This window comes from Mesorhizobium sp. ISC11 (assembly GCF_037162595.1).
GTDB classification, from domain to species: domain Bacteria; phylum Pseudomonadota; class Alphaproteobacteria; order Rhizobiales; family Rhizobiaceae; genus Mesorhizobium; species Mesorhizobium ciceri.
The window spans coordinates 97401-121874 of record NZ_JAVSPW010000001.1 but is presented as its reverse complement, the minus strand read 5'-3'; the positions used below and the strand labels follow the sequence as shown (position 1 = coordinate 121874).

Here is a 24474-nt window from a genome sequence, read left to right as displayed (position 1 = left end):
AGGGCCACATTGTGGTGTTGGTTGGCCAAGCGGGCTGGCTTCCATCGTAGCGCTCTACGGCGCCCCCCTCTGTCCTGCCGGGCAGGACAGAGGGGGGCGCCATAGTGAACCGCCCTCACCCCTGATGCGCGGCGGCCAGTTCCTTCACGTGTTTTTCGTGCATCTGCAGCGTCGGCAGGGTTTTCTTGGCGAATTCCTTCATTGCCGGGTCGTCGCCGGATTTCGCATAGCCGCTGAACAGCGCGACGGCTTCCTTGTGAGCGTTGGTCTGCATCTCGATGTATTTGGCCTGGAATTGATCGCCGCTGGCACTCTTCAGCTCATCGAGCATCTTTTGCTCCTTGGGCTGCAGGGCCGGACCGGACGGTGCGGTGGCCGAGGTTGTCTGGCCCTGAGCAAGCGCCGCCTTGAATTCCTCGCCGGCCTTGGTGTGATCGGCGATCATCTGTTTGGCGAACGCCTTGACGTCGGCGTCGGTTGCCTGTTGCTCGGCGAGTTTGCTGGACTCGATCTCGAACTCATTGGCGCTCGGCACCGTCTTGATGAAGGTCGAAGTGTCGACCTTCGTCGTGGCGGCGAGCGGCGTGGTCGTGGCGGTCGTGTTCGACTGGGCAAAGGCCGGCACGCCGGCAAGCAATGCTGCTGCGGTCAGAATGGTAAGCGTTTTCATGGCATGTCTCCGGTTGGAATTGTCCCTCGGACAATCCAACGTCGCTTGGGCACTCCGGTTGCAGATCATGAGGAAGAAGCCTGCGCGTGTCGCCTCGATCCCCCCGCTATATCCGTGGCTGGCTCGAACGCTCGTCGATGCCCTCGTTCGAGCCGGCCAATGGGACTCATGTTCCTCAAAGGCCATCCGAACTGAACCGCGGCGGCTGGCCAGAACTGCGTTTCAGTGGCAACACGCCTCGCCATATTGCAGCTGTTCGTTCCAGCTCGGCCGACCTTCCGGCGTGAAATCCATAAGGTTCCACAGCGTTTCGCAGGTGCCGAGGCCACGCGGATCCTGACCGGGCTCCGTCGGTGCGAAATCCAGTTCCGAACTCCAGAAATGGCGTATGCCGTCGGGGTCGCGGTGAAACACCGACAGCAGCGGGATCTGTGAGCCGTCGGCCGCCTCCGCATTGTAGTCGCGCTTGAAGCTGTTGGCCGCCGAAGACACCAGCCGCATGTTGCGCCAGCCCCGATCTCGACCGAGCGTGACCAGGTTTTCGAGCGCGGTCTTGCCCACCACCACGAAATTGAAGCCGGCCGCCTGGAGATGCCCGACCGCGCCGTCGAACTGGTCGAGCAGCGCCGTGCAGGACGGACATGGCTGGTCCGGTCGGGCGAGCTTCGCCGTGCCGCCGCTGGTCGCCACATCGCGCTTCTCCTGCGGGTGGCGCGGGAACATCATGTTGTAGAGGATCAGGCTGTCCTTGCCGGGCGCGAACAGCTCCGACAGCCTTGTCTTCGCGGGCTTGCCGTGGGCATCCAGTGCGTCGAATTCATAGTCCTGGCGGATCAGCCCGCCCGGCGGCAGCGCGCGCCGGGCCTCGGCGACCTCTTCCATGGCGCGGCGCAGCTCGATTTCCTTCTTCAGCAATTTTTCGCGCGCGGTGCGGTATTTCGCGGATTCGTTGGGAAAGGTGATCATGATCGGCTCCTTCAAGTCGCGGCGCCGGCGTCCCGGCGCGGTTGCTCTGCGACCCAAGGACGTTTGGCGGCGATCGGCTCCGACATTTATTGCGCATGGTGATATGTCGTAATCCCTGTTCGGGCAGCGTGATCCGGGGGACGAAATGCACGACGACGAGACCGATCTGCGCTGCCCGCAAGTGGTGGCCGACAATGCCGCCAAGGGCCTCAGGCTGCGCGGAGAATTCGGCCGGGGCGGCACCGAAATCGGCGTCGCCCGCGCCACCGAACTGAAAAACCGGGAAAAGCTCGCGCCCTCCACCATTCGCCGCATGGTCAGCTATTTCGCCCGCCACGAGGTCGACAAGCGCGGCAGGAACTACGGCAATGAGCAGAACCCTTCGGCCGGCTACATCGCCTGGCTGCTGTGGGGCGGCGACGAAGGCCGCACCTGGGCGCTTGATCTCAAGCAGAAGATCGGCAACGCGCCGGACATCTGACAACGGTCCGCACTACGCTGACCGCTCCTCACCCCTTGACCCCGCCGGCGGTCAGGCCGGAGACGATCTTGCGCTGGAAGATCAGCACCAGCACCACCAGCGGCACCGTGACGATCACCGAGGCCGCCATGATGTTGCCCCAGGGGATCTCGAACTGCGAGTTGCCGGAGAGCAGCGCGATCGCCACCGGCACGGTACGCTGTGCGTTGTTGGAGGTGAAGGTCAGGGCAAACAGGAACTCGTTCCACGCACCGATGAAGGCCAGCAGGCCGGTGGTCGCCAGCGCCGGCCACATCAGCGGCAGGAAGACCCGGGTGACGATGATCCACGGCGTCGCGCCGTCTAGAATCGCCGCCTCCTCGACCTCGACCGGCAGGTCCCGGACGAAGGTGGTGAGCACCCAGACGGTGAACGGCAAGGTGAAGATCATGTAGGAGAAGATCAGCGCGAACAGCGAATTGTAGAGGCCGAAGATGCGGACCAGTTCGAACAGCCCGGCCAGCAGCGCCACCTGCGGGAACATCGACACCGACAGGATGATGAACAGCAGGGCCGAGCGGCCGCGGAACCGAATGCGCGCCAGCGCGTAAGCTGATGTGACGCCGAGCAACAGCGACAGCGCGACGACTGCGCCGGAGACGAAGAGCGAGTTCGCGAGGTTGCGCACGAAGGCGCCCTCGGTCAGCACATTCCGGTAATTGGCGAAACTGATCGTCGTTGGCCACAGATCAGCCCGGAACAGGTCGGTCCCGGATTTCAGGCTGGTGACGATCGCGTAATAGAACGGGAACACCGCGACGAAGACGATGACCGCGACCAGCAGATAAAAGGCCGTGCGCTTCACGATCCACATCTCAGCGGTCCCCGTCCAGGCTGATCCGGCCGATCCGGATGGTGACGATGGTAAGCAGAGCGAGAATGAGGAAGAGCAGGGTCGAGGCGGCGGAGCCATAGGCGAATTTGTCGAACTCGAACAGGTTCTCGCGGGCGAACACCGACATCGACTTGGTGTGCACATTGTTGGGCGTCAGCACATAGATCAGGTCGAAGATGCGCAGTGCATCGAGCGCGCGGAAGATCACCGCCACCAACAGCGCCGGGCGGATCAGCGGCAAGGTCACCCGCCAGAAGATCTGCCAGGGGTTGGCGCCGTCGAGCCTGGCGACCTCGATGATCTCCCTCGGCAGCATCTGCAGCGCGGCCAGGATGAGCAGCGTCATGAATGGCGTCGCCTTCCAGATATCGACGATGAGGACCGCCGCCATCGCGGTGTCGGCGTTGGCCGTCCAGGCGATCTTGGTGCTGATCAGGCCAAGATTGAGCAGCACCACATTGATGATGCCGAACTGGTCGTTGAGCATCCATTGCCACATCTTCGCCGAGACGATCGTCGGGATCGCCCAGGGGATCAGGATCGCCGCCCTGACGATGCCGCGGCCTCTGAATTCGGCGTTGAGAACCAGGGCAACGATGGTGCCGAGGATGGTCTCGCAGGTCACCGAAATCACGGTGAAGCGCACCGTGTTCCAGACGGCACGCCACCAGACAGGGTCGACCAGCAACCCGTCATAGAGGGTCCGGCCGCTTGGCATGTGAAGTACCGAAAAGTAATTGGCGAAGCCGACCCATTGGCGCGCGTCGAGATCGGCCAGCGAGGCGTCGGTGAAGCTGAAATAGACCGTGCGGGCAAGCGGCCAGCCGGCCGCCGCGGCGAGCACCAGAAGCATTGGCGCCAGGAAAAGCCACGCCGAGCGAACGCGCTGTGCCCTCAACGGCGCGTGCGCGGCCTTGGCTGTTTCCGGTTTCATCCCTGTCATCTCGCTCCGCTCGCTGCGGTCCCGCCGGCCGGCTGTCCCAGTATCGTCACCAGCCTCGGCCCTTGAGCTTGGTCAGCGTCGCTTCGAGGTCGGCCAGATTGTCGGCGGCAGTGCCGTCGCCCGAGAGCGTGTTGTGAACAGCGTTCCAGAACTGGCTCGACGCCTCGTTGTATTTGATCCTGGTGGCGGCCGAGGGGCGCGGCACCGCATTGAGAAAGATCTGCTTCCAGCGCGGAATAATCGGGTGTTCCATGGCAATGTCGGCATCGTCATACAGCGCCTGGATGGTCGGCAGATTGGACGTCTTCAGCGCGCGGTATTTCTGCATCGCGGGCGAGGCAATGAACTTGACGAGCTCGATCGCGGCATCCGGATGCTTCGAATATTTGGAGACCGCGAGGTTCCAGCCACCCAGCGTCGCGACCGGTCGGGCGCCTTCGCCGGTGCCGGCCGGCAGCGGCGCCACGTCGAACTTGCCCTTGATCGGCGAGCCCTCGCCGTTGCCGAGCGCATAGGCATAGGGCCAGTTGCGCATGAACACCGCGTTGCCGGTCTGCCAGACGCCGCGCGATTCCTCTTCCTGGTAGGCGAGCACGCCGGGCGGCGCGATGGTCCCAACCCAGCCCTTGACCATATCGAGCACCGCCGCCGCTTTTGGATTGCTGATGGAGATGGAGCCGTCCGGCTCGATGATCTGGCCGCCGCCATTCGACATCACCCATTCGAGCGCGTCGCAGGTCAGCCCCTCATAGGCGTTGCCCTGAAAGACGAAGCCCCAGATATCCCGATTGCCGGCTGCACGTTCCTTGTCCATGACCAGCCTGGCGGTGTCCGCCAGTTCCTTCCAGGTGGCCGGCACCTTGGCGCCATATTTGTCGAGGAGATCCTTGCGGTAGTAGAGCGCCGGCGCATCGGTGAAGATCGGCAAGGCGACGAGCTTGCCATTGACGGTCTGCGACCGGATGATCGACGGGAAATGCTCGGCCACGATCTCCCTGGTCGCTGCGGTCAAATCGACGAGCTGGCTGGCGAGCTGCGGCGCCCAGATCACGTCCGTCTGGTAGACGTCGATGTCGCTGTTTCCGGCGGCAAGCCACAGCCGGTACTGGCCGAACTGGTCGGTCCCGGACGTCGGCATGACGACGATGTTGACCTTGTTGCCGCTGTCTTTCTCGTAACGGTCGAGGATCTCGCGCAGCACCTTGATGCCGTCGCCGGTATCGCCCGACACCATCGACAGCTCGACGGCCCGCGCCGGCGTACCAACCAGCAGGGCGGCGACGCCGAGCGCCAGGAATGCGTGAGAAAACTTCATGGTGATGGATGTCCCTCCGCAGCCGGCGACAGGAAACACTCCACGCGCCGGCAGCTTGTCAGGCCCTCACCTCCCATTGAATGCGAAGCGGCGCTTTGGGTTCCCAAATCGCGCCGTTCCTGCGTGAGGCGACACCCATCAGGGGGTGTTGAGATTCAGGTCAGGCCGAGTCGAAAATGGTGGTTTCCGAGAACCGGAGCGGAGCGTACTTTTGGGTACGTGAGCACCGGAAGCGCAGGAAGCCATCATTTGCGGGCCGGCATCACCTGAATATCAGCACACCCTAGCCTTCCCAGGCGACAGGCATCATCCCCAGCCGCTCATAGAGCCGGACAGCGGCGGGATTCTCGACCGTGTTGGTCTTGAGGTCGACATGGTCGGCGCCGCGTTCGCGAAAAACGGCGAAGGCGTGCCACATCAGCGCTTCGGCAACACCCTTGCCGCGCGCCCCGGGATGAACGGCAAGATCCTTGACGAAGGCGCGGGTCCAGCACAGCGCCGCCGCCGCCAGCCGGCCCTTGGCGTCGATGACGAGGAAGCACAGCGCCGGGTCGAATTCGGGATCGTCCGCGATACGCGGCCACCACTCGTCGAACGGACCATCGGCGCCGTCATCGAACACTTCCGTCAAAAGCGCATGCAGGGCGGGCGCGTCACCAGGCTCGAAACTGCGCATGACAAAGCCGTCGGGCCAGTGCGGCGGAACCAGCGTCTCGTCGAGGATCTTGCGCAGCCGGATGTCGTTCAGAGCCGGCGGGCGCGGTTCAGGCATCGCACTCAGGCGTCGGGTTGCAGGCGACGGCGCTGGCGGTCGCGGCCAAGGCCGGTCGCCTCGAGCAGGCCCTTGCGCTTGGCGTCGTAATAATAGCCGGTCTGATAGAGCCAGTCGGCCTTCTTGGCGTTGCCCCCGGCCACCAGCCAGGCGCCGCGCAGATATTTGACCGCGTATTTTAGATTGGTTTCGGCGTCGAACAGGCCCTTGGCCGGTCCGTCATAGCCCATGCCGCGTGCCGTCGCGTGCTTGATCTGCATCAGTCCCCAATGGCCGTTGTTGTAGGCTTTCGGGTTGAAGGTGCTCTCGCGGTTGACGACATGGCGCACCAGATCCACCGGCACCTGATAGATCGCCGCATATTTCTCGATCAGCCGCTCGACATCGCCACGCACGCCCGTCGCGTGTTCTTCTTGCACGGGCCCTGCCGGAAACTGGACCAGGGCCGCCGGGTTCTGCGGCACGACATAGGCGACCTGCTGGACGCCGGGCATGCGGTCGCCCTTGGCGGTTGCCGGCACGATCAGCCCCGCGGTCGTATAAGTCTCGGCCGCCTTGACCGGTTCGTTCGCATTTGCCGGCGGCGGCGCCTGCCAGGCATTGGCGGTCATAACCGCAGGCACGGCTGGTGCCGCCGGTGTCGATCCGGCAAAAGCGGCGGTCGCCGCAGCCGGCTGTGCGGCGGGATCGGGCGGCAGCTCGGCCGTCTGAACGGGGGCGATCCCCGATGATTCCGGCAGTACCGAAACCGTCTCCGGCAGAGGCACGGTGAAGCCGGCATCAGCGCCGGCGGCGGTCGCTGTTTCGGTGAGAGCAGGCGCGGACTTCATCTGCGAGGTCGACGTGCAGCCGCTGATGCCGGCGGCGGCCAGGATCACGCCGATCGCGATAAGGTTGAGTTTTGCTGGCAAGCCGCGCTCGGGTCCGGTTTGTCGGGTTGTTAAGAAATCCCTTACACCAGCGATTCAGGCCGGGCAATCGGGGCGATCAGGTGGTTTTCGGGTGGCGAGACGCGGGCGGCGATGCCATATTGTTCCGGATATGTACTGGGACGAATCCCGGATTTCGCCACTTTGCGGGAAGGAACGCATCATGGTCACGACAGCTTCGATCACGGCCGGCCACGCAGTGTTAGAAACAGTGATCGGCTTCATGGGCATTGCCTGGAGCGAAAAGGGCCTGATCCGGCTCTGCCTGCCCGAACGCAACCGCGAAGCGGTGGAACGGCGCCTGCTGCGCCATGGCGGCGTTTCCAGCGCCACGGCGCAGCCGCCATGGGTGGTCGAGCTGATCGCAGCGATCAAGGCCTATGCGGCGGGCGAGGATGTCGATTTCTCCGCCGTACCGGTCGATCTCGACGGCGTCGACGATTTCCGCCTCGCCATTTACGACGCGGCGCGAAAACTCTCCTTCGGCGAAACCACCACCTATGGCGAGCTGGCCAAGACCGCCGGCCATGCCGGGCTCGCCCGCGAAACCGGGGCCGCCCTTGGCGCCAATCCGGTGCCGCTGGTCATCCCTTGCCATCGCATCCTTGCCGCCGGCGGCAAGATCGGCGGCTTCTCGGCGCCGGGCGGCTCGGTCACCAAGGAGAAGATGCTGGCCATGGAAGGCGTGCGCGTCGGCCCGCCGCCCCCGGCGCAGGTATCGTTCGGGTTTTGAGCGGCGGCCGGCGCTGGCAGAAGGCCTGGATCAATACATCGGTCGCTTATTGACCGGGTTGGCGGGCACCGGCTGCATCACGTCCCAATGCTCGGCGATCTTGCCGTTTTCAACGCGAAAAATGTCCACGATGACCGTCTCCGGCATGTTGCCTGCCTTCGGTTGAACGACTTGGGTCATGACGAGGTCGCCTTCGGCGATCACCCGCTTGAAGTCGACTTTTTGTTTTGGCCAATTGGCGACACCCATGCTTTCGAGAAGCTTTTTGACCGAGTCTCGGCCATCCGTCATCGTCGGGTTATGCTGAATGTAAGCCTCGGCCCAATAGCGGTCCAGCGCGGTAAGGTCATGGTCGCCGAACAGCGCCTGATAGGCTTTCAGGACAAGCGTCCTGTTTTTTTGAGTCAATTCATGCTGTTGCAGCACCTGCTTGACCGGCTTGGTGTTTCCCGCATGCGCCGCGGCCGTGAGCGCCGCGACCGCGAAAGCGGCCGCCGCGAAGGATTTAAGTTGCAGCACGGATGTCTCCCTCGGTTGCTTCGGTGTCAGGTCAATGCGCGCGCAACGAGCACCGTATCGACATACTGCCGCATGCGGATGATCTTGCCGTCCCGCAGTTCGTAGAGATGAGCGAAGGGGGCCGTCATGGATTTTCCCGTCGCCTTGTATGTACCGGAATACACGCCGAAGGCCGCCACCCGGTCGCCATCGGCAATGAAGCTGTGCACGTCGGCGTGGTATCCGATCCACTCCGAGCCGAGCCGCTTGAAGACCCCCTGCATCAGGGCCTCGATGCCGACATAGGTGCCGGCATAGGGGAATCCTTCCGCCTCGGTCCATTCGATGTCGGCGGAAAGAACGGCCAGCAGATTGCGGCCGTTCTCGTCGGAAGTTCCCTCGTAGGTTCCACGGATCAAATCGAGGTTCGTCGCCATGTCAGCCCCACTTCATCTCGCCCTTGGCGACCTTGGATCCGACATCGAGGGCGACGCCCATACCGAGGCCGGGGAAGCGGGTCTCCATGGCCGCCTTCAACGCGGCGCTGTCTGCCGCCTTGTCCAGTTCTTCCTCGAAGGTGAGGAGATAGGACTTGGTGAACTCCACCGCCGAAGGACCGATCGCGGCATCGGGGGCCATGTGGCCGGGCACCACGACAGCGGGCCTGCGGGCGGCAATCGCGTCCAGCGTCTTGATCCAGGCGGCACGGCTTTCCCTGGTCTGCGTGTCGGCGGTCCAGACGTGAACGCCCGAGAAGATCATCACCCCGCCGAAAACGGCATTGAGCGACGGCACGAACAGATAGCGGCGGTTGGCCAATCCTTCTTCCGCATTGACGATCTCTACAGTCTCGCCATCGACCGTCAGCGTTGCGCCGTCGAATGCCTCGGGGAGGACGATGTCGGAAAGCGCCTGCGGACCATTTTCCTTCAGTTGCGGACCCCAGACGGCGAGCTTCTTCTCCACATTGCCCTTGATGGCTTCCAGCGTGGCGGAGGCAGCGATGACTTTTGCCTCAGGGAAGGCGTCCCGCACCGGCTTCAGGCCGAAGTAGTAATCGGGATCGGACTGAGTGACATAGATGGAGGTCAGCTTCTTGCCGGTGGCCTTGATGGCATCGGCGAGCGCCTTGCCGTCCGGATAGGTGAAGCCGCCGTCGATCAACAGGGCTTCGCTCGGCCCCGACAGCAGCACCGGCGCACGGAAGAAACCGTTTGGACCCGCCGGGAAGTGTTTCCAGCCAAGCTTAGCGCCGGCGGCCTGGCCGCTGTCGATGGGCGCGAAAACGGCGGTTGCGCCGAGGGCCAATGAGGTCTTCATGATCTGTCTCCTCGTGAACATGGAATATCTCCGTTGAATGAAAGGGGATCGGGTGCGGCTACGGGCCCGCAGGGCGGACGGTAGACGGCACGGTAAGCCCTCTGGATTAATCAATAAATTGGCCGTAATAATACAACCTGTATGTTGAAAGCTTACAATGAGCCTTCGTGGTGGAATCGATAAACCTCAATCGCCTCGCCTATTTTGCCACCGTGGTCGACGCAGGTTCCTTTACCCGCGCGGCCGAGCGGCTTGGCATCACGAAAACAGTCGTCAGCCAACAAGTCGCTCGCCTCGAGGCTGAGCTGCGGACCACGCTTCTCGTGCGCACAACGCGAAGGGTCGAGCCGACGGAAGCAGGCCGTCTTCTGCATGCACGCTGCGTTCTGATCCTGCGGGATGTCGAAGAAGCGGTCGCCGAGGTCGGCGAGGCCAACGCCGAGGTGGCCGGTGTGCTGCGTGTTTCCGCGTCCAATGACTATGGCGCGATCGTGCTGGCCCCGATCGCCGCCCGCTTTCGCCAGAGATTTCCGGCCTGCGGCGTCGAACTGGTCATTTCCGATGCCATAATTGACTTGATCGGCAACAAGATCGACCTGTCCATCCGGGTTGGCTGGCTGGATGACTCCAGCCAGCAGGCGCGACGCATCGGCACCTTCCGGCAAATCCTGGTCGCGTCGCGGGATTTCGCGGCCGGGATCAGGGTGGACAAGCCGGAAGATCTTTCTTCCTTGCCGCTCGTTGCCAATGCCGTGCTTCGCAAGCCGTTCACCTGGAACTTCACCCGAGGCGATTCCGAGCCGCGCACCATCACCCTGCGCGAGGCGTTCTCCATCAACTCGACGCCCGCCGTACTGGAAGCGACGCTCGCCGGCGGCGGACTGGCAGTTCTGCCGGACTATCTCGTCGTCGACTATCTATCGCAGGGGCGCCTCGTCCACGTGCTCCCCGACTGGGCGCTGCCCTCCGGCGGCATTCACGTGGTCTATCCGGCGGCGCGCTTTCGCCCGCAAAAGGTGACGCAATTCGTATCCATGCTCACGGAGCATATCCGGGATTGAGAGCAATGGCTGCCGGTCGACAAGCGCTAGTTGTTATGGAAGAACCGCCGGCGGAAATGCCGGTCGTTGTCCGGCCGCTTGCAGTTGTAGACCGGGCAGGACTTTGTGTCGGCGCTCGGCACGTAGGCTCGTGTCCTCACCTCGCCCATGCTGCAGAATCGCTGGCTCTGCACATAGCGGTCGTAGAGCGACAGTCCCGGCACCCGCTTCGACTGGTAGCGCAGGATGACCGCCCCCTGCCGGGCGATCGTCGCCTGAACCTTGCCGCAGCTCATACGCGTCGGGTCGTAGCGCGAGATCGCCTGAGCCTGAGCGGCGACAAGCGTCAGGCAGGCGGCAAGCAGAATGGTTTTCATGGTCCTCTCCCTGATCCGCCGCCCAGGGACGTCGCGATCCGTCGTGACGCTCTCACGCGTTTGGGGCGGCCATTGGGCAGCGCCCTGATCACGGCTTTCTCACACAGTCTTGTTTTTTGTGCGAAAGCAGCCTATATGCCTTCCATTGATATTTCGGCCGATCGATCCGGGCCTCGCGATAATCGCGTTTGCTGACGTCTATCTCCAAAATCTCGATGCACACCGGCTGGACCTCGGTCCGGTCAATCTAAAGCAAATGTGAAGGACTATCTAAATGGCAACTGGAACGGTCAAGTGGTTCAACGCCACCAAGGGCTTCGGCTTCATTCAGCCTGACGCGGGCGGCGCGGACGTATTCGTCCACATCTCCGCTGTCGAGCGTGCTGGACTGTCGACCCTGGTCGAAGGCCAGAAGATCAACTTCGAGATCGAGCAGGACCGCCGCACTGGCAAGTCGTCCGCTGGATCTCTGAGCAAGGCAGCCTGATTTTGCGATAGCGCGCGCCGGGCGAGAGTTCGGGGCGCGCGGCAAGTCACGGATGTACTGACAGTCGCGCGAGAAGCGCGCTGGAGCGGAAAGACCCGACAAGCTGGATCAGCAGATAGCTGCCAGCCCGGACCGGACGCTCCCGATCAGGCTACCAAGCATGGGAAGGCGGGATTTATCCCGCCTTTTTTGCTGTCTGGGTTAGGTGGCGCAGCCTGCACTATGGTTCCAACTTGTGGTACTTTTAGCCCAGTAGTGGTACCATTCGGCCATGACCAAACTTGAGCAGATCGAAAAATCCGTCGCCGAACTGAGCCCCGAGGAACTGAAGGCGTTTGCCGCCTGGTTCGAGGCGCTCCAGGCGGATATGTGGGACCGGCAGATGGAAGCCGACGCGAAGGCGGGCCGTTTGAACAGGCTTGCCGAACAGGCGCTGGCTGACCATCGCGCTGGTCGGACGCGGCCTCTGTGAACCACGTCGCCTCTCCACCGTTCTGGGAGGCTTATGAAAAACTGCCATCGTCAATCAGAGCAAAGGCGGACAGGCGTTTTGCCCGACTGCGTTCGATCCTTTTCATCCCTCACTGCATTTCAAACAGGTCGGTCGCTATTGGTCGGCGCGAGTTGACGAAAACTATCGGGCTGTTGCCATACGCAACAATGAAGATGTGATCTGGTTCTGGGTCGGCACCCACGCCGACTACGACCATTTGTTGAAATAGCCCCTCCTTCAGGAGGAGAAGGCTACCCCACCCACTCGATCGGCACATGCCCCGGATCCGCTTCCACTCGGCCAAGCCATGCCGACACCGCCGGATAGGCGTCGAGCTGGAAACCGCCCTGCTCCGCCGTATGCGTATAGGCATAGAGCGCGATGTCGGCGACGCTGAGCGCGCTGCCGGCGAAGAAGGCATTGTTTTCCAGATGCCTGTTCATCACGCCGAGCGCCTTGTTGCCGCGCTCCAGCGTCACCGCCAGCCGCTCCGGGGTCGCATCCCCAGCACGTTCGGGAAAGGTCAGCAGCGCCTTGCGCACGGCGATGTAGGGCTCGTGGCTGTATTGTTCGAAGAACAGCCATTGATACGCGAGCCCACGCTCATACCTGTCCGCCGGCAGGAAGCGTGTGCCTTCGGCGAGATAGAGCAGGATGGCGTTGGATTCGGCCAGCCGCCGGCCATCGTCGAACTCGAGCAGCGGCACCATGGCGTTCGGGTTCTTGGCGACAAAGTCGGCTTTGCGTGTGTCGCCGGTGTGCGAACTCACCTCGACGTTGGTGAAGGCCAGGCCAAGCTTCGCCATCAGCAGGCGCGGCTTGTAACAATTGCCGCTGTCGATCATGCCGTAAAGTATCATGGCTGTTCCCCCGAGCACTCTCTCCTCGCGATTATCGCAGCGGCGGCGGACTCAACCAATGATTTGTTTTGTCGCGACGATCAGCGCCGCTGATGTGTGAATAGTGGCGCCCCTAGCCGAACAGCGGGACGACATTGCCGCCGGTACCCAGCAGCGTGTCGATGTTGAGTGGCTCTTCCTCGAAAACGGTCCCCGCCAAGGCTGGGCGGGCGAGGAGAAAACCCTGCAGCAGGTCGACGCCGCCCTCGAGCGCGACGCGCAGATGGGTGGGCTGCTCGATGCCTTCGACCAGCACCTTGGCGCCGCGGTCATGCAAGCTGGAAACCAGCGGGCGGAAGAACCGTTCAGCGGCAGCGTGGCGACAGAACTCCGCGAACCAGGTGCCATCGATCTTGACGATGTCGGGCTTGAGCAGGCTCACCCGCTCCTCGGTCGAGTGCCCGGTGCCGAAATCATCGATGGCGATGCGGATGCCGTCGCGCCGCATTTCGCGCACCAGCCGCGCGAGAAGCGCGTCGTCCGCCGCCTGTTCGGTGATTTCGCAGACCAGCATGGCCGGCGCCAGGCCGAACTCGCCGAGATGCCTGGTCATCAGGCGAATCTCGGCCAGTGCCCGCCCGGCATGGTCGTTGATCAACGGATTGTAGTTGAAGAACAGGTCGAGCCCGTCGACGCCGATATTGCGAAAATTCCTGAGATGCAGCGCCCGGCACATGGTTTCCACAAACAGCCGGTCCGAGACGGCAACGCTTTCGAAGAATATCTTTGGCGCGCCGGGGCGGCCCGCACGGTGCGGCTCGATCAGGGCTTCGGCCGCGACCGCGTGAAGGAACCGGCCGCGCGGCGCGAAAATCGGCTGATAGGCGCTGCGCAGCCGGAACTCGCCATACATGCCGTATTCGATGCCGACTTCGTCGACCCGGATCGCATCGCCGACATTGCGCCGCCGATCACCTCTCATGTCGCCACGCGGCGCCCGAAGGCCTTGACCGGCCGCGCCGAAGGCGTTGCCACGGCAGCAGCAGACGTGTCGACGGCAGCAGCGACAGGCGCCTGCCCGGCCTTGTCGAAGACGCCAAAGCTGGTCGGCGCCAATTCGGGTCGCGCCAGCACGAAACCCTGCACCATCGACGCACCCGATTTCTCGGCGAGCTCCAGTTGCCAGCCCTCCTCGATGCCTTCGAACACCGTATGGATGCCTTGCTCCTCGAAGTTCTTCACCATGGTGGTCAGCAACGCGAAGCCGGCGCCGGACTCCATCAGCTGCGTGATCCAGTAGGCATCGAACTTGACGATATCCGGCTTCAACTCCTTGACCCGGTTGATGTCGGAATCGTCGGCGCCATAGTCGTCGACGGCGATGCGAAAACCGTTGGCTCTCAGTGCCGCGACGAAACCGTGCAAGGCTTCCTGCGACGCCGATCGCTGCTCGGTCACCTCGCAGACGACGCGGCGCGGGTCGATGCCGGCTTCGTGCAGCACAAGCCGCATTTCGCGCAAGGCAGCGTCGGCAACAGTGCGTTCGGTGAACACCGACGGGTCGAAATTGACAAAGATCGACGCTTCCCGCGGCAGGCAGGCACCGGCGTTGAGAAGATGCAGCGTCCTGGTCAGCGCCTCGATATGCAGCCGGTCGGCGGCCGGACAGGTCGAGAAGAAATTCATCGGCGATTGTGGCTCGCCGTCGCGGAACGGTCGGATCAGCCCTTCGAACGCGACCACCGACAGCTTGCCTTCCTTGAAGGCGAAGATCGGCTGGAAAGCGCTTTGCAACGTGTAGATGCCCCAGACACCGGTGGAGGTGCCGTCGTCCTGACGGATGATGTGGGCAAGCCCGACGCTGCGCGACACGGTTCCTCGCTCCGCAATTGGTCTGCGATCCTGCCACTCAAGCCTCTACCGCTCGTTAATGAATTTATTGTTGCCGACCCCGGGTCCGATCACAGCTCCTTGAGACCTGGATCAGCCGACAATGCTTGCGTTGCGCGAAATCATGCGACATGAGAAGCGCCGCGGTCGCTCCTGGCCGCGCCGATCTTCCATGGAGACGTCAAGCTCATGGCCTTTCTTGCCGACACCCTTTCGCGCGTGAAGCCTTCCGCCACCATCGCGGTCACGCAGAAAGCGCGCGAGCTGAAAAATGCCGGCCGTGACATTATTGGCCTCGGCGCCGGCGAGCCGGATTTCGACACGCCCGACAACATCAAGAATGCGGCAATCGAGGCGATCCGCCGCGGCGAAACCAAGTATCCGCCGGTTTCGGGCATCGTGCCGCTGCGCGAGGCGATCGCAAAAAAGTTCAAGCGCGAGAACAATCTCGACTACAAGCCCGAGCAGACCATCGTCGGTACGGGCGGCAAGCAGATCCTGTTCAACGCCTTCATGGCGACGCTGAACCCCGGCGACGAGGTCATCATTCCTCGCCCCTACTGGGTCAGCTACCCCGAGATGGTGGCGATCTGCGGCGGCACCTCCGTGTTTGCCGACACCTCGATCGACAACGGCTTCAAACTGACCGCTTCCGTGCTGGAAAAGGCGATCACGCCGAAGACCAAATGGCTGCTGATGAACTCGCCGTCGAACCCGTCGGGTGCCGCCTATACCGAGGCCGAACTGCGCGCGCTGGCCGACGTGCTGTTGAAGCATCCGCATGTCTGGACGCTGACCGACGACATGTACGAGCACCTGACCTATGGCGATTTCGTCTTCAGGACCATCGCCGAGGTCGAGCCTAAGCTCTACGAGCGCACGCTGACCATGAACGGCGTGTCGAAAGCCTATGCAATGACCGGCTGGCGCATCGGTTATGCGGCGGGCCCGGTCCAACTGATCAAGGCGATGGACATGATCCAGGGCCAGCAGACATCGGGTGCCTGCACCATCGCGCAATGGGCATCCGTCGAGGCGCTGAATGGCCCGCAGGATTTCATCGCCAAAAACAAGGCGATCTTTCAAGGCCGTCGCGACCTCGTCGTCTCGATGCTCAACCAGGCGCGCGGCATCACCTGTCCGTCGCCGGAAGGGGCCTTCTATGTCTATCCCTCCTGCGCCCAGTTGATCGGCAAGAAAACCAAGGCCGGCAAGCCGATCGACACCGACGAAACCTTCTGCTCGGAATTGCTCGAAGCCGAGGGCGTCGCGGTGGTGTTCGGCTCGGCCTTCGGCCTCGGCCCCAACTTCCGCATCTCCTACGCCACCTCGGAGACGCTTCTGGAGGAAGCCTGCACGCGCATCCAGCGCTTTACGGCTTCGCTGACCTGAGCGGCGCACTTTGGACGCAGAACCCGGCTTCACTGCCGGGTTTTCAATGGGCCGTCAGCCTCACGCCTCGTGCTTGGTCTCTTTGGCCGAGCGCGCCTCGGCCGGCGCCAGCACGGCAACCAGCAGTGCGGCGGTGAGGAACGCGCCTATCGCTGCCGTCAGCATGGCGGCATGGAAGCCGCCGGCATAGGCGGCAGCATAGAGTTCATGCACGCCGCTTTCGCCCATCGCCGCATCGGTTGCGAAATCATGCCGCGAAATTGCAGCACGGGCGACCGCTTCCGCGTTGGCGACACCGGCATCGCCGAGATACCCGGTCAAAAGGTTGGTTGCCCGCATGCTCATCAAGGCGCCGAGCAAGGCGATGCCGATGGCAAGACCGCTCTGGCGGGTGGCATTGATGACCGCCGACACCATGCCCGAGCGTTCGCGCGGCGCATAGGACATGGCGGCAGCGCTGCCGGTCGGGATTGCAAGCGCATTGCCGAGGCCGCCGATGGCGAACAGAAGGCACAGCATCGCGTAGGACGTCGAAGGACCGGCCCAGCACATGCCGAGCATGGACAGGCCGATAGCAACATAGCCGATGGTCATCAGCGCGGAGTGACCATAGCGCGCGCTCAGCCTGCCGATCCACGGCGACACCACGATCTGGACGATGAAGGCCGGCGCCATGCGCAGGCCGGTCTGCGTCGGCGACCAGCCCTGCACCTGCTGCAGGAACATCGAGAAGAAGAAGACGCTGGAATAGGAGGTGAAGCCGAGCGCGAACGAAGCGACATTGGCGACGGCAAAGCGGACGTCACGGAACAGGCCAAGCGGCAGCATCGGCCGTGCCGTGCGCGCCTCGAAGCCGAGGAAAGCACCCAGGCCGACGACACCTGCGATGAGCGCCGTGACCGTCCTTGGCTCGCCCCAACCATTCTCGCCGGCCGAGATCAGGCCAAAGGTCAGCGCCCCCAGCCACAGGATGCTGAGAGCCAGGCCGACGAGATCGAGATGGGCATGTTCGGGATGCGCCGTCTCGTTGATCGAAGCAGCACCGAGCGCGATCGTGATCAGACCAAGCGGCAGGTTGATAAGGAAGATGCTTTGCCAGCCGACGGTCTCGACCAGGATGCCACCGAGGACGGGACCAACGAGCAGAGAGATGGCGGCGAACGACGCCCAGCCGCCAATGACGCCGGCGCGCTGGCGCGCATCGGGAAAGGCTTGCGTCAGGATTGACAGCGCGCCTGGAATGAGCAGCGAGCCGGCGATGCCCTGTACGACCCGGCCGGCCAGCAGCACCGGCAAATTGGGCGCGACGGCGCAGATCAGCGAGCCGGCCACGAAGATGCCGACGCCGGCCAGCCATGAGCGCTTGCGGCCATAGCGGTCGCCGATCAGGCCGGACGACAGCATGAAGGCCGACAGGCACAGCGTGTAGGCGTCGACCACCCATTGCAGGCCGCCGAAATCGGTTTGCAACGCCTGCTGGATGGTCGGCAGCGCGACATTGACGATGCTGACGTCGAGCAGAGCCACGAACGAACCAAGATAGACAGCGGCGACCAGGGGCAAACGGTGCTTTGTCATGGCTAGTCCGGACGTGAGTTTCGCAAATTACTGACCGACGGTCAGTTGAACGGGCGGCATGGCGCTGTCGATCCGGCGTCGCCGCGAGTCGCCCTCTTCTGAAAATGTTGCGGCTGGAATAGAAGCCGGGTTCCTGCGGACTGAGCATTCAGCCGTCATATTGTTCCGATGTCACCGCTTCCAGCCAGTCGGCATGGACATCGTCGAGCGCCTCCTGCATGGCGATATGCGTCATCGCCGATTTCGGCGCCGCGCCATGCCAGTGTTTTTCGCCAGGCGCGAACGAGATGACGTCGCCGGCCCTGATCTGCTGGATCGGGCCGCCCCACGTCTGGGCAAGCCCGGCGCCCACCGTCACGTAGAGCGTCTGGCCAAGCGGATGCGTATGCCAGTGGGTGCGCGCGCCCGGCTCGAAGCTGACCAGCGTGGCTCGTAGCCGCGCCGGCGCCTCTTTCTCGATGATCGGCGTCTGCAGCACCCGGCCGGTGAAGTATTTTTCCGGCGCGATGACGGTCGGCACGCTGCCGCAGGCAATGATCTTCATGGGTCGATGGTCCTTCAAAACAGCGGGCGACGGGTCGCCTGCTTCAGTTTCCGCCGATATCGGCCGACGTGCAACAGCTTCCGGCTGCCAGCCCCCTATATGGCCAGCACGGGTCCACGGCCGAGCAAAGGATTTCTATTTTCCTTGCCCTGCCGGCAAACAAGTGGGACGATGGCTTTGGGCAGGTGGACTTGAAAAGAACCCCGCCCGCGACGGTCGAACAGGCCGGCCGCCGCTCAGGACCGATTGACCACGCCTGAACCATGCATGCCAGTCGGTCCTGCGGGAAACGCCTGAGTGGAGGTCAGTCATGGGTACTCGCGCCGGAGGACGACGCACGGGACCGAAATGCATTGCCATAGTCGGTCCCTTCGCAAGCGGTAAGACGACACTTCTCGAAGCCATATTGGCCCGTACGGGCTCAATTCCCCGACAAAATCCCGTTTCATCAGGCAACACCGTTTCAGATCATTCGCCCGAGGCGCGCGCCCACGCCATGAGCGTCGAGGCGACGATCGCCACCACCGAATTCATGGGCGAGCAGATCACCTTCGTCGACTGTCCCGGCTCCATCGAATTCTCTTTCGAAGCCGAACCGGTGCTGGCCGCCTGCGACCTCGCAGTGGTCGTGGCCGAGGCCGATGAAAAGAAGATCCCTGCCCTGCAACTGATCATGCGCAAGCTCGACGATCTTGGCGTGCCGCGCATCCTGTTTCTCAACAAGGTCGACAAGGCAATCACCGGCGTGCGAGACACGCTGAAGATGCTGCAGCCGGCCAGTGGCGTGCCATTGCTACTGCGCCAGATTCCGCTGCGCAAGGACGGCGTCGTCATTGGTTCGATCGACCTGGCGCTGGAGCGCGCCTACATCTATCGCGAATATGCCGAAAGCGAGGTGGCGCAGATTCCCGGCGACGAGAAGGCGCGCGAGCTCGAAGCGCGTTTCTCGATGCTGGAGACGCTGGCCGACCATGATGACCAGTTGATGGAACAGCTGCTCGAGGAGATCGAACCGCCAAAGGACGCGATCTTCGACGATCTCGCCGCCGACCTGCGCGACGGCGCGGTGACCCCGGTGCTGATCGGCACCGCCGAGAAAGGCAACGGCGTGCTGCGTCTCCTGAAGGCGATCCGCCACGACGCGCCCGACATCGAGGCGACCCGCAAGCGGCTCGGTGCACCCGACGGCGCGGCTACCCTGGTCCAGGTGATGAAGACCATCCACACCTCGCATGGCGGCAAGCTGTCGGTGTCGCGCATCCTCTCCGGCCAGGTCGTCGACGGTTCCGAACTCTGGCTGCCCGGCGGCGACACGGCCAAGGTTTCCGGCATCTACCGGATGCTCGGCAAGGACCAGTCCAAGCTCTCCATCGCCAAGGCCGGCGATACGGTCGCGCTGGGCAAGCTGGACGAGGTCAAGACCGGCCAGACGTTGAGTTCGGCCAAGGGCGGCATCAAGCCGCTCGTCCAGTTCGAGCCGCCGCAGCCGGTCTTCGCCTTCGCGCTCCGCCCCAAGGAGCGCAAGGACGAAGTGAAGATGTCGGCTGCCATCCAGCGGCTGGCCGAGGAGGACCCCTCGCTCAGCCTGCGCCACAACCAGGACTCGGCTGAAACCGTGCTGTCGGGCCATGGCGAGATGCATCTGCGCGTGGTGCGCGAGCGGCTGGAAGGCAAGAACCAGATACCGGTCGAAGGCCATCCGCCGGCGGTGCCCTATCGCGAGACGATCCGCAAATCGGCGCAACAGCGCGGCCGTCACAAGAAACAGTCCGGCGGACATGGCCAGTTCGGTGACGTGGTGATCGAGATCAAGCCGCTGCCGCGCGGCTCCGGCTTCCAGTTCACCGACACCATCACCGGCGGCGTCGTGCCCAAGACCTACATCCAGTCGGTCGAGACCGGGGTGCGCGACTATCTGAAATCCGGGCCGCTGGGCTTTCCGGTCGTGGATGTCGCAGTCAACCTGTCGGACGGCTCCTACCATGCGGTCGATTCCTCCGACATGGCCTTCCAGATGGCGGCCAGGCTGGCAATGAAGGAAGGCATGGCCGCGTGCTTGCCGGTGCTCCTGGAGCCTGTGATGAAGGTCGAGATCGTCACACCCTCCGACGCCACCTCGAAGATCATCGCTCTCATCCCGCAACGGCGCGGCCAGATACTCGGCTACGACGCGCGGCCTGGCTGGCCAGGATGGGATGTCGTCGAGGCAACCATGCCGCAAGCCGAGATCGGCGACCTGATCATCGAGCTGCGCTCGGCGACCGCGGGCGTCGCCAGCTACCGTGCCGTCTTCGACCACATGGCCGAACTCACCGGCCGTCTGGCCGACGAGGCGATGAACACCAACGGCAAGGCTGCCTGATGGCGTGGCGTTCCTCTCGAACCTGATTCGAGGGGGACAAAAGAAAACGACGTCCGGCGGGGACCGGACGTCGTTTTGTTCGCGGACCGTTTCCTTGGGAGGTAAAACGGCAGGTCCGCCGCATTTGGTGCCGCCGAGTTCGGCGGAAAAAACGGTTCGGACGCGGTAGCCGCCTGAGCCCGGGCCGTACGAGTGATGCCCCCATCTCCCGTCCGAACCACACCGCGTCCTATGATCCACATAGCAGGTCGCGGGCGTCCGGGCTATGTTACCAGAGGTTACATGTCACCGTTACGTGGCAATTGTGATGGAATTTTTTGCCGGCCCAGCAGAGCACAGGCAACAAAAAAGCCGGATCAATGAAGATCCGGCTGAGTTTGATTGGAGTGCCTGTTAAGGCTAACCTCCAGAGGGGAACACTCGAGGGCGCTAATGGGAGGAGAACGCGCCCAGGAGATGATCTATATATGTGCTCATCATGCCCAAGAAACAAGCATCTATTTTGCAACACACGCATGCAAAAAGACGCAGGCTGTGGTCTAACCCATTCCAGAAGCCAATAGGACCAGCAGAATCGTCGAAATGGGCCGCCGAATCGGGCAATTGCAACTACAGAATCGCCGATCTCGGCTGGCTTTCGGCTCAAAATGCCAAAACCGGGCAATGATGTGGAAGCAGGCAGCAGGCGTGCATTTCTAAGGCAATCGGGGAGGAAGCAGCCAATGCGGACGTTTTCGGCGATCGCCGGCAGTGCGGCCTTCTTCATCGCGGCGCCCTGCGTGGTTGCCGGGCTGGTGCCCTGGCTGTTGACCGATCGCTGGGGCTTGCCGTGGTCTGGTCTGCCGGGCTTTGTTCCTGCCGGCGGGCTTCTGATCGCCGTCGCGATCGCAGCACTGCTGCATGCCTTCGGTCGATTCGCGCTTGAGGGCCTCGGCACGCCCGCTCCGGTCGCGCCAACCGAGAGGCTGGTGATCGGCGGCATCTACCGTCATGTCCGCAACCCGATGTATGTCGCCGTGCTGTCGATCATCCTCGGCCAGGCATTGCTGTTCTCGAGCTGGACGCTGGCCGCTTATGCGGTCATCGGCGCGATCGCCATGGGCTCTTTCGTGCGGTTCTACGAGGAGCCGACTTTGGCTCACCGGTACGGCGCCGAATACGACGCCTACCGCCGCAACGTGCCCGGCTGGCTGCCTCGACTGTCGCCCTGGCGGGGGTAGGTGAAACCGGCAGCGCCGTCTCAGGGCATGTTGAGGCTCAGGTCGGGCCAGGCAATCGACATGTCCTTAGAATGACCAGCTTCTCGCCTTGGCGATGATAAAGTCCCGGAACACGTGCAGCTTGGCCTGGTTCTTCATCGCGTCCGGATAAGCAAAATAGGTGTCGAAAGACGGCACCTCGGTCTCCGGCAGCAGCTGCACGAGGTCGGAGTCCTTGCTGATCACATAGTCGGGCAGCATGGCGATACCGGCACCGCCCTGCACCGCCCGCTTGATCGACAATATGTCGTTGATCTGCAGCGTCGGCACCCTTTGCCCGCCTTCGAAATCACCGACCGTTTCCAGCCAGTTCAGCTCCGACAGATGCGACGGCACCGGCACGCCGAAGGTGACGATGCGATGGGCCTTCAGCTCGGCGACGGAAGACGGCCTGCCATGCTTGGCGACATAGGATGGGGCCGCGTAGAGGTGGAAATGCACGGTGAACAGGCGGCGCTGGATCAGGTCCGGCTGCTGCGGCTGGCGCAGCCGAATGGCGCAATCGGCCTGGCGCATGGTGAGATCGAGCTCCTCGTTGGCGAGGATCAACTGCAGGCTGATTTCAGGATAGAGTTCGATGAATTCCTGCACCCGCTCGGTTAGCCAGCCGGCGCCCAGCCCCACCGTCGTCGTTACCCGCAGCACGCCCGACGGGCGATCCTTGGTCTCGGTCAGCCGGGACTTGATGGTCTCCAGCTTCATCAGCACGTCATGCGCCGTGCGAAACAGCATCTCACCCTGCTCGGTCAACACCAGCCCGCGGGCGTGGCGGTTGAACAGCGGCACGCCGACATCATGCTCGAGCGCGCTGACCTGCCGCGAGATCGCCGATTGTGACAGATGCAATGTCTCGGCCGCATGGGTAAACGACCCCGCCTCCGCCGCAGCGTGAAACACGCGTAGCTTGTCCCAGTCCAACGCCATGATTCCCCTCGTTCTGTTTTGGCGTCTGAATGAAAAATCAGGCTTTTACACGGCGTTTCTAAGCCGCTCTCTGAACTCTCTACTCGGCCGCTTCGCGATGCACTTCGATGCCGGCCAGATACTTCTCCGCCTCGAGTGCGGCCATGCAGCCAAGCCCCGCTGCTGTCACCGCCTGGCGGTAGATATCGTCGGTCACATCGCCGGCCGCGAACACGCCCGGCACATCGGTGCGGGTCGAATCCGGCGCCGTCCACAGATAGCCGTTCGGCTTCTGCTTGAGCTTGCCGGCGAACAGTTCAACCGCCGGCGCATGGCCGATGGCCACGAACACGCCGTCGATCTTGAGGTGCGACACCTCGCCGGTCACCGCATGCTTGAGCTTCAGCCCTTCGACCGAGGGCGGCAGCGGCGTCTTGCCGGGCCGACCGGTGATCTCGTCGACGATCGTGTCCCAGATGACGCGGACATTGTCCTTCTTCAGAAGCCGCTCGCGCAGGATACGTTCGGCGCGAAAATCGCTGCGCCTGTGGATGACCGTCACGCTCTTGGCGAGATTGGACAGATAGAGCGCCTCTTCCACCGCCGAATTGCCGCCGCCGATCACCGCGACATCCTTGCCCCGGTAGAAGAAGCCGTCACAGGTGGCGCAGGCCGAGACTCCAAAACCCATAAAGTCCTGCTCGGTCGGGATGCCCAGCCATTTCGCTTGCGCGCCGGTCGCGATGATCAGCGCGTCGGCGGTGTAGGTGGTGCCGGAATCGCCCTTGGCACGGAACGGTCGCACGTTGAGGTCGACCTCGGTGATGATGTCGTTGATGATGTCGGTGCCGACATGCTCGGCCTGTTTCAGCATCTGCTCCATCAGCCACGGACCCTGGATCGGGTCGGCGAAGCCGGGATAGTTCTCGACATCGGTGGTGATCATCAACTGCCCGCCCTGCTGCAGGCCGGCGACCAGCATCGGCTTCAGCATGGCGCGGGCGGCGTAGACCGCCGCCGTATAGCCGGCCGGGCCGGAACCGATGATGAGAACGGGCGCGTGCTTGGTGGTCATCTAAAGCCTCTGCGGAGGGCTGCCGGCAATTGCGGCATGGAAAACTCGATCATTGTCGCGCGTAATGTAAGTGTTGCCCACGACGCCAGCAAGGCAAGTTGGAGTTCGTCCCCGGAAAGCTTTGTCACACCCTGTCGCCCGCGGATCCCGCGAAATATTCCGGCGAAGGATGGAATGGACAGCGAAGTCGTTTAATTACAAAATCACGCAAGATTCTTGCGTGTTGCCCCTCATGATCGAGAGCCCTCATGCCGCTCAAGGCCGACCTCGACGCCATCGACTGGAAGATCCTGCGCGAATTGCAGGGCGACGGCCGCATGACCAATGTCGAACTGTCGAACCGCGTCGGCATTTCGGCACCGCCATGCCTGCGCCGCGTCAAGCGCCTGGAGGAAGCCGGCATCATCCGTGGCTACCGCGCTCTGCTCAACGCACCAGCGCTCGGCCTTGATGTCGTTGCCTTCTGCCTGGTCGGCCTGCATCATCAAGCCGATGCCGAGCTGCGCATCTTTGCCGAGCGCACCCGCGGCTGGCCGATCGTACGCGACGCCTGGATGGTGTCGGGCGAATCCGATTTCCTCCTGCATTGCGTGGCGAGCGACCTCGGCGCCTTCCAGACCTTCGTCATCGAGGAACTGACCTCGACCCCGAATGTCGACACGGTGCGCACAGCGCTCACCATCCGCCGGGTCAAGGACGAAGGCTTGGTCTCGTTCGCACAGCCTTGAGCCGGT

27 protein-coding genes and 1 pseudogene are annotated in these 24474 nt (G+C 63.1%); 10 read left to right on the top strand and 18 right to left on the bottom strand.

Annotated features, from left to right (window positions below; translation table 11 throughout):
* Positions 1-115: 115 nt before the first annotated feature.
* Complete coding sequence (locus RPF88_RS00650) at positions 116-670, bottom strand: DUF4142 domain-containing protein (protein WP_337121434.1); 555 nt, start codon at positions 668-670, stop codon at positions 116-118.
* Positions 671-892: 222 nt separating this feature from the next.
* Positions 893-1636: a DUF899 family protein gene (locus tag RPF88_RS00645; RefSeq protein WP_337121432.1), complete on the bottom strand. Its 744-nt coding sequence runs from the start codon at positions 1634-1636 to the stop codon at positions 893-895.
* A 145-nt stretch (positions 1637-1781) separates the two neighbouring features.
* Here RPF88_RS00645 and RPF88_RS00640 point away from each other — a divergent pair, with 145 nt between their 5' ends.
* Positions 1782-2117, top strand: a complete 336-nt coding sequence (locus RPF88_RS00640) for a hypothetical protein (RefSeq protein ID WP_024504134.1) — start codon at positions 1782-1784, stop codon at positions 2115-2117.
* A gap of 28 nt (positions 2118-2145) precedes the next feature.
* Here RPF88_RS00640 and RPF88_RS00635 read toward each other — a convergent pair whose 3' ends face one another.
* The 5 genes from RPF88_RS00635 to RPF88_RS00615 all read right to left on the bottom strand — a co-directional run bounded on the left by RPF88_RS00635 (position 2146) and on the right by RPF88_RS00615 (position 6932).
* Positions 2146-2970: a carbohydrate ABC transporter permease gene (locus tag RPF88_RS00635; RefSeq protein ID WP_337121428.1), complete on the bottom strand. Its 825-nt coding sequence runs from the start codon at positions 2968-2970 to the stop codon at positions 2146-2148.
* A 1-nt stretch (position 2971) separates the two neighbouring features.
* The gene (locus RPF88_RS00630; protein WP_420686145.1) at positions 2972-3925 is read right to left on the bottom strand and encodes a carbohydrate ABC transporter permease; all 954 of its coding nucleotides are present in this window, start codon (positions 3923-3925) and stop codon (positions 2972-2974) included.
* A 55-nt stretch (positions 3926-3980) separates the two neighbouring features.
* Positions 3981-5249, bottom strand: a complete 1269-nt coding sequence (locus tag RPF88_RS00625; protein ID WP_337121425.1) for an ABC transporter substrate-binding protein — start codon at positions 5247-5249, stop codon at positions 3981-3983.
* 283 nt (positions 5250-5532) lie between these two features.
* The gene (locus tag RPF88_RS00620; RefSeq protein ID WP_337121423.1) at positions 5533-6021 is read right to left on the bottom strand and encodes a GNAT family N-acetyltransferase; all 489 of its coding nucleotides are present in this window, start codon (positions 6019-6021) and stop codon (positions 5533-5535) included.
* A 5-nt stretch (positions 6022-6026) separates the two neighbouring features.
* Positions 6027-6932, bottom strand: a complete 906-nt coding sequence (locus RPF88_RS00615) for a lytic transglycosylase domain-containing protein (RefSeq protein WP_013530096.1) — start codon at positions 6930-6932, stop codon at positions 6027-6029.
* Between the two features lie 181 nt (positions 6933-7113).
* On the opposite strand from RPF88_RS00615, the gene RPF88_RS00610 reads away from it, so the two are divergent.
* On the top strand, positions 7114-7683 hold the full coding sequence (locus RPF88_RS00610) for a methylated-DNA--[protein]-cysteine S-methyltransferase (RefSeq protein WP_337121420.1): 570 nt from the start codon (positions 7114-7116) through the stop codon (positions 7681-7683).
* Positions 7684-7713: 30 nt separating this feature from the next.
* Here the strand turns inward: RPF88_RS00610 and RPF88_RS00605 are convergent, their stop codons facing one another.
* From RPF88_RS00605 to RPF88_RS00595, 3 genes are read right to left on the bottom strand one after another with little or no spacing between them, the layout of a single operon-like run.
* A complete protein-coding gene (locus RPF88_RS00605) occupies positions 7714-8202 on the bottom strand; it encodes a nuclear transport factor 2 family protein (RefSeq protein WP_024504139.1) in 489 nt (162 codons plus the stop codon).
* 26 nt (positions 8203-8228) lie between these two features.
* Positions 8229-8618 carry a nuclear transport factor 2 family protein gene (locus tag RPF88_RS00600; RefSeq protein WP_337121418.1) on the bottom strand — a complete coding sequence of 130 codons (390 nt, stop codon included), beginning with the start codon at positions 8616-8618 and terminating at the stop codon, positions 8229-8231.
* Position 8619: 1 nt separating this feature from the next.
* Positions 8620-9522, bottom strand: a complete 903-nt coding sequence (locus RPF88_RS00595; RefSeq protein WP_224621791.1) for an MBL fold metallo-hydrolase — start codon at positions 9520-9522, stop codon at positions 8620-8622.
* Positions 9523-9671: 149 nt separating this feature from the next.
* Here RPF88_RS00595 and RPF88_RS00590 point away from each other — a divergent pair, with 149 nt between their 5' ends.
* Entirely contained in the window at positions 9672-10562 is an 891-nt protein-coding gene (locus RPF88_RS00590) for a LysR family transcriptional regulator (protein WP_024504141.1), read from the top strand.
* 26 nt (positions 10563-10588) lie between these two features.
* Here RPF88_RS00590 and RPF88_RS00585 read toward each other — a convergent pair whose 3' ends face one another.
* Positions 10589-10918 carry a hypothetical protein gene (locus RPF88_RS00585; RefSeq protein WP_024504142.1) on the bottom strand — a complete coding sequence of 110 codons (330 nt, stop codon included), beginning with the start codon at positions 10916-10918 and terminating at the stop codon, positions 10589-10591.
* Between the two features lie 274 nt (positions 10919-11192).
* Between RPF88_RS00585 and RPF88_RS00580 the strand changes: the two genes are divergently transcribed.
* The 3 genes and pseudogenes from RPF88_RS00580 (at position 11193) to RPF88_RS00570 (ending at position 12127) form a co-directional block, all read left to right on the top strand.
* On the top strand, positions 11193-11405 hold the full coding sequence (locus RPF88_RS00580; RefSeq protein WP_010910991.1) for a cold-shock protein: 213 nt from the start codon (positions 11193-11195) through the stop codon (positions 11403-11405).
* A gap of 271 nt (positions 11406-11676) precedes the next feature.
* On the top strand, positions 11677-11877 hold the full coding sequence (locus RPF88_RS00575) for a hypothetical protein (protein ID WP_337121402.1): 201 nt from the start codon (positions 11677-11679) through the stop codon (positions 11875-11877).
* A pseudogene (locus RPF88_RS00570) lies at positions 11874-12127 on the top strand (type II toxin-antitoxin system RelE family toxin). Before RPF88_RS00575 ends, RPF88_RS00570 begins: the two are co-directional and overlap by 4 nt.
* 22 nt (positions 12128-12149) lie before the next feature.
* Here the strand turns inward: RPF88_RS00570 and RPF88_RS00565 are convergent.
* The 3 genes from RPF88_RS00565 to RPF88_RS00555 all read right to left on the bottom strand — a co-directional run bounded on the left by RPF88_RS00565 (position 12150) and on the right by RPF88_RS00555 (position 14609).
* Positions 12150-12758 (bottom strand): glutathione S-transferase family protein, encoded by a 609-nt coding sequence (locus RPF88_RS00565; RefSeq protein WP_013530087.1) that lies wholly within the window; start codon positions 12756-12758, stop codon positions 12150-12152.
* Between the two features lie 112 nt (positions 12759-12870).
* Positions 12871-13719: an EAL domain-containing protein gene (locus RPF88_RS00560; protein ID WP_063172901.1), complete on the bottom strand. Its 849-nt coding sequence runs from the start codon at positions 13717-13719 to the stop codon at positions 12871-12873.
* Complete coding sequence (locus tag RPF88_RS00555) at positions 13716-14609, bottom strand: EAL domain-containing protein (RefSeq protein WP_013530085.1); 894 nt, start codon at positions 14607-14609, stop codon at positions 13716-13718. The genes RPF88_RS00560 and RPF88_RS00555 overlap by 4 nt, the downstream gene beginning before the upstream one ends.
* Before the next feature lie 207 nt (positions 14610-14816).
* On the opposite strand from RPF88_RS00555, the gene RPF88_RS00550 reads away from it, so the two are divergent.
* Positions 14817-16019 carry a pyridoxal phosphate-dependent aminotransferase gene (locus RPF88_RS00550; RefSeq protein WP_027162106.1) on the top strand — a complete coding sequence of 401 codons (1203 nt, stop codon included), beginning with the start codon at positions 14817-14819 and terminating at the stop codon, positions 16017-16019.
* A gap of 60 nt (positions 16020-16079) precedes the next feature.
* Here RPF88_RS00550 and RPF88_RS00545 read toward each other — a convergent pair whose 3' ends face one another.
* Both RPF88_RS00545 and RPF88_RS00540 read right to left on the bottom strand, forming a co-directional pair.
* Positions 16080-17597 (bottom strand): MFS transporter, encoded by a 1518-nt coding sequence (locus RPF88_RS00545; RefSeq protein ID WP_337121397.1) that lies wholly within the window; start codon positions 17595-17597, stop codon positions 16080-16082.
* 148 nt (positions 17598-17745) lie between these two features.
* A complete protein-coding gene (locus tag RPF88_RS00540) occupies positions 17746-18141 on the bottom strand; it encodes a (R)-mandelonitrile lyase (RefSeq protein WP_024504148.1) in 396 nt (131 codons plus the stop codon).
* A 310-nt stretch (positions 18142-18451) separates the two neighbouring features.
* Here RPF88_RS00540 and RPF88_RS00535 point away from each other — a divergent pair, with 310 nt between their 5' ends.
* Both RPF88_RS00535 and RPF88_RS00530 read left to right on the top strand, forming a co-directional pair.
* The gene (locus tag RPF88_RS00535) at positions 18452-20503 is read left to right on the top strand and encodes an elongation factor G (RefSeq protein WP_337121395.1); all 2052 of its coding nucleotides are present in this window, start codon (positions 18452-18454) and stop codon (positions 20501-20503) included.
* A gap of 722 nt (positions 20504-21225) precedes the next feature.
* Positions 21226-21723: a methyltransferase family protein gene (locus tag RPF88_RS00530; RefSeq protein ID WP_013530080.1), complete on the top strand. Its 498-nt coding sequence runs from the start codon at positions 21226-21228 to the stop codon at positions 21721-21723.
* A 66-nt stretch (positions 21724-21789) separates the two neighbouring features.
* Here RPF88_RS00530 and RPF88_RS00525 read toward each other — a convergent pair whose 3' ends face one another.
* Both RPF88_RS00525 and trxB read right to left on the bottom strand, forming a co-directional pair.
* A complete protein-coding gene (locus tag RPF88_RS00525; RefSeq protein ID WP_013530079.1) occupies positions 21790-22686 on the bottom strand; it encodes a LysR family transcriptional regulator in 897 nt (298 codons plus the stop codon).
* Between the two features lie 79 nt (positions 22687-22765).
* Positions 22766-23740 carry a thioredoxin-disulfide reductase gene (gene trxB / locus RPF88_RS00520; RefSeq protein ID WP_013530078.1) on the bottom strand — a complete coding sequence of 325 codons (975 nt, stop codon included), beginning with the start codon at positions 23738-23740 and terminating at the stop codon, positions 22766-22768.
* Positions 23741-23988: 248 nt separating this feature from the next.
* On the opposite strand from trxB, the gene RPF88_RS00515 reads away from it, so the two are divergent.
* Entirely contained in the window at positions 23989-24468 is a 480-nt protein-coding gene (locus RPF88_RS00515; protein ID WP_023809735.1) for an Lrp/AsnC family transcriptional regulator, read from the top strand.
* Positions 24469-24474: the final 6 nt, after the last annotated feature.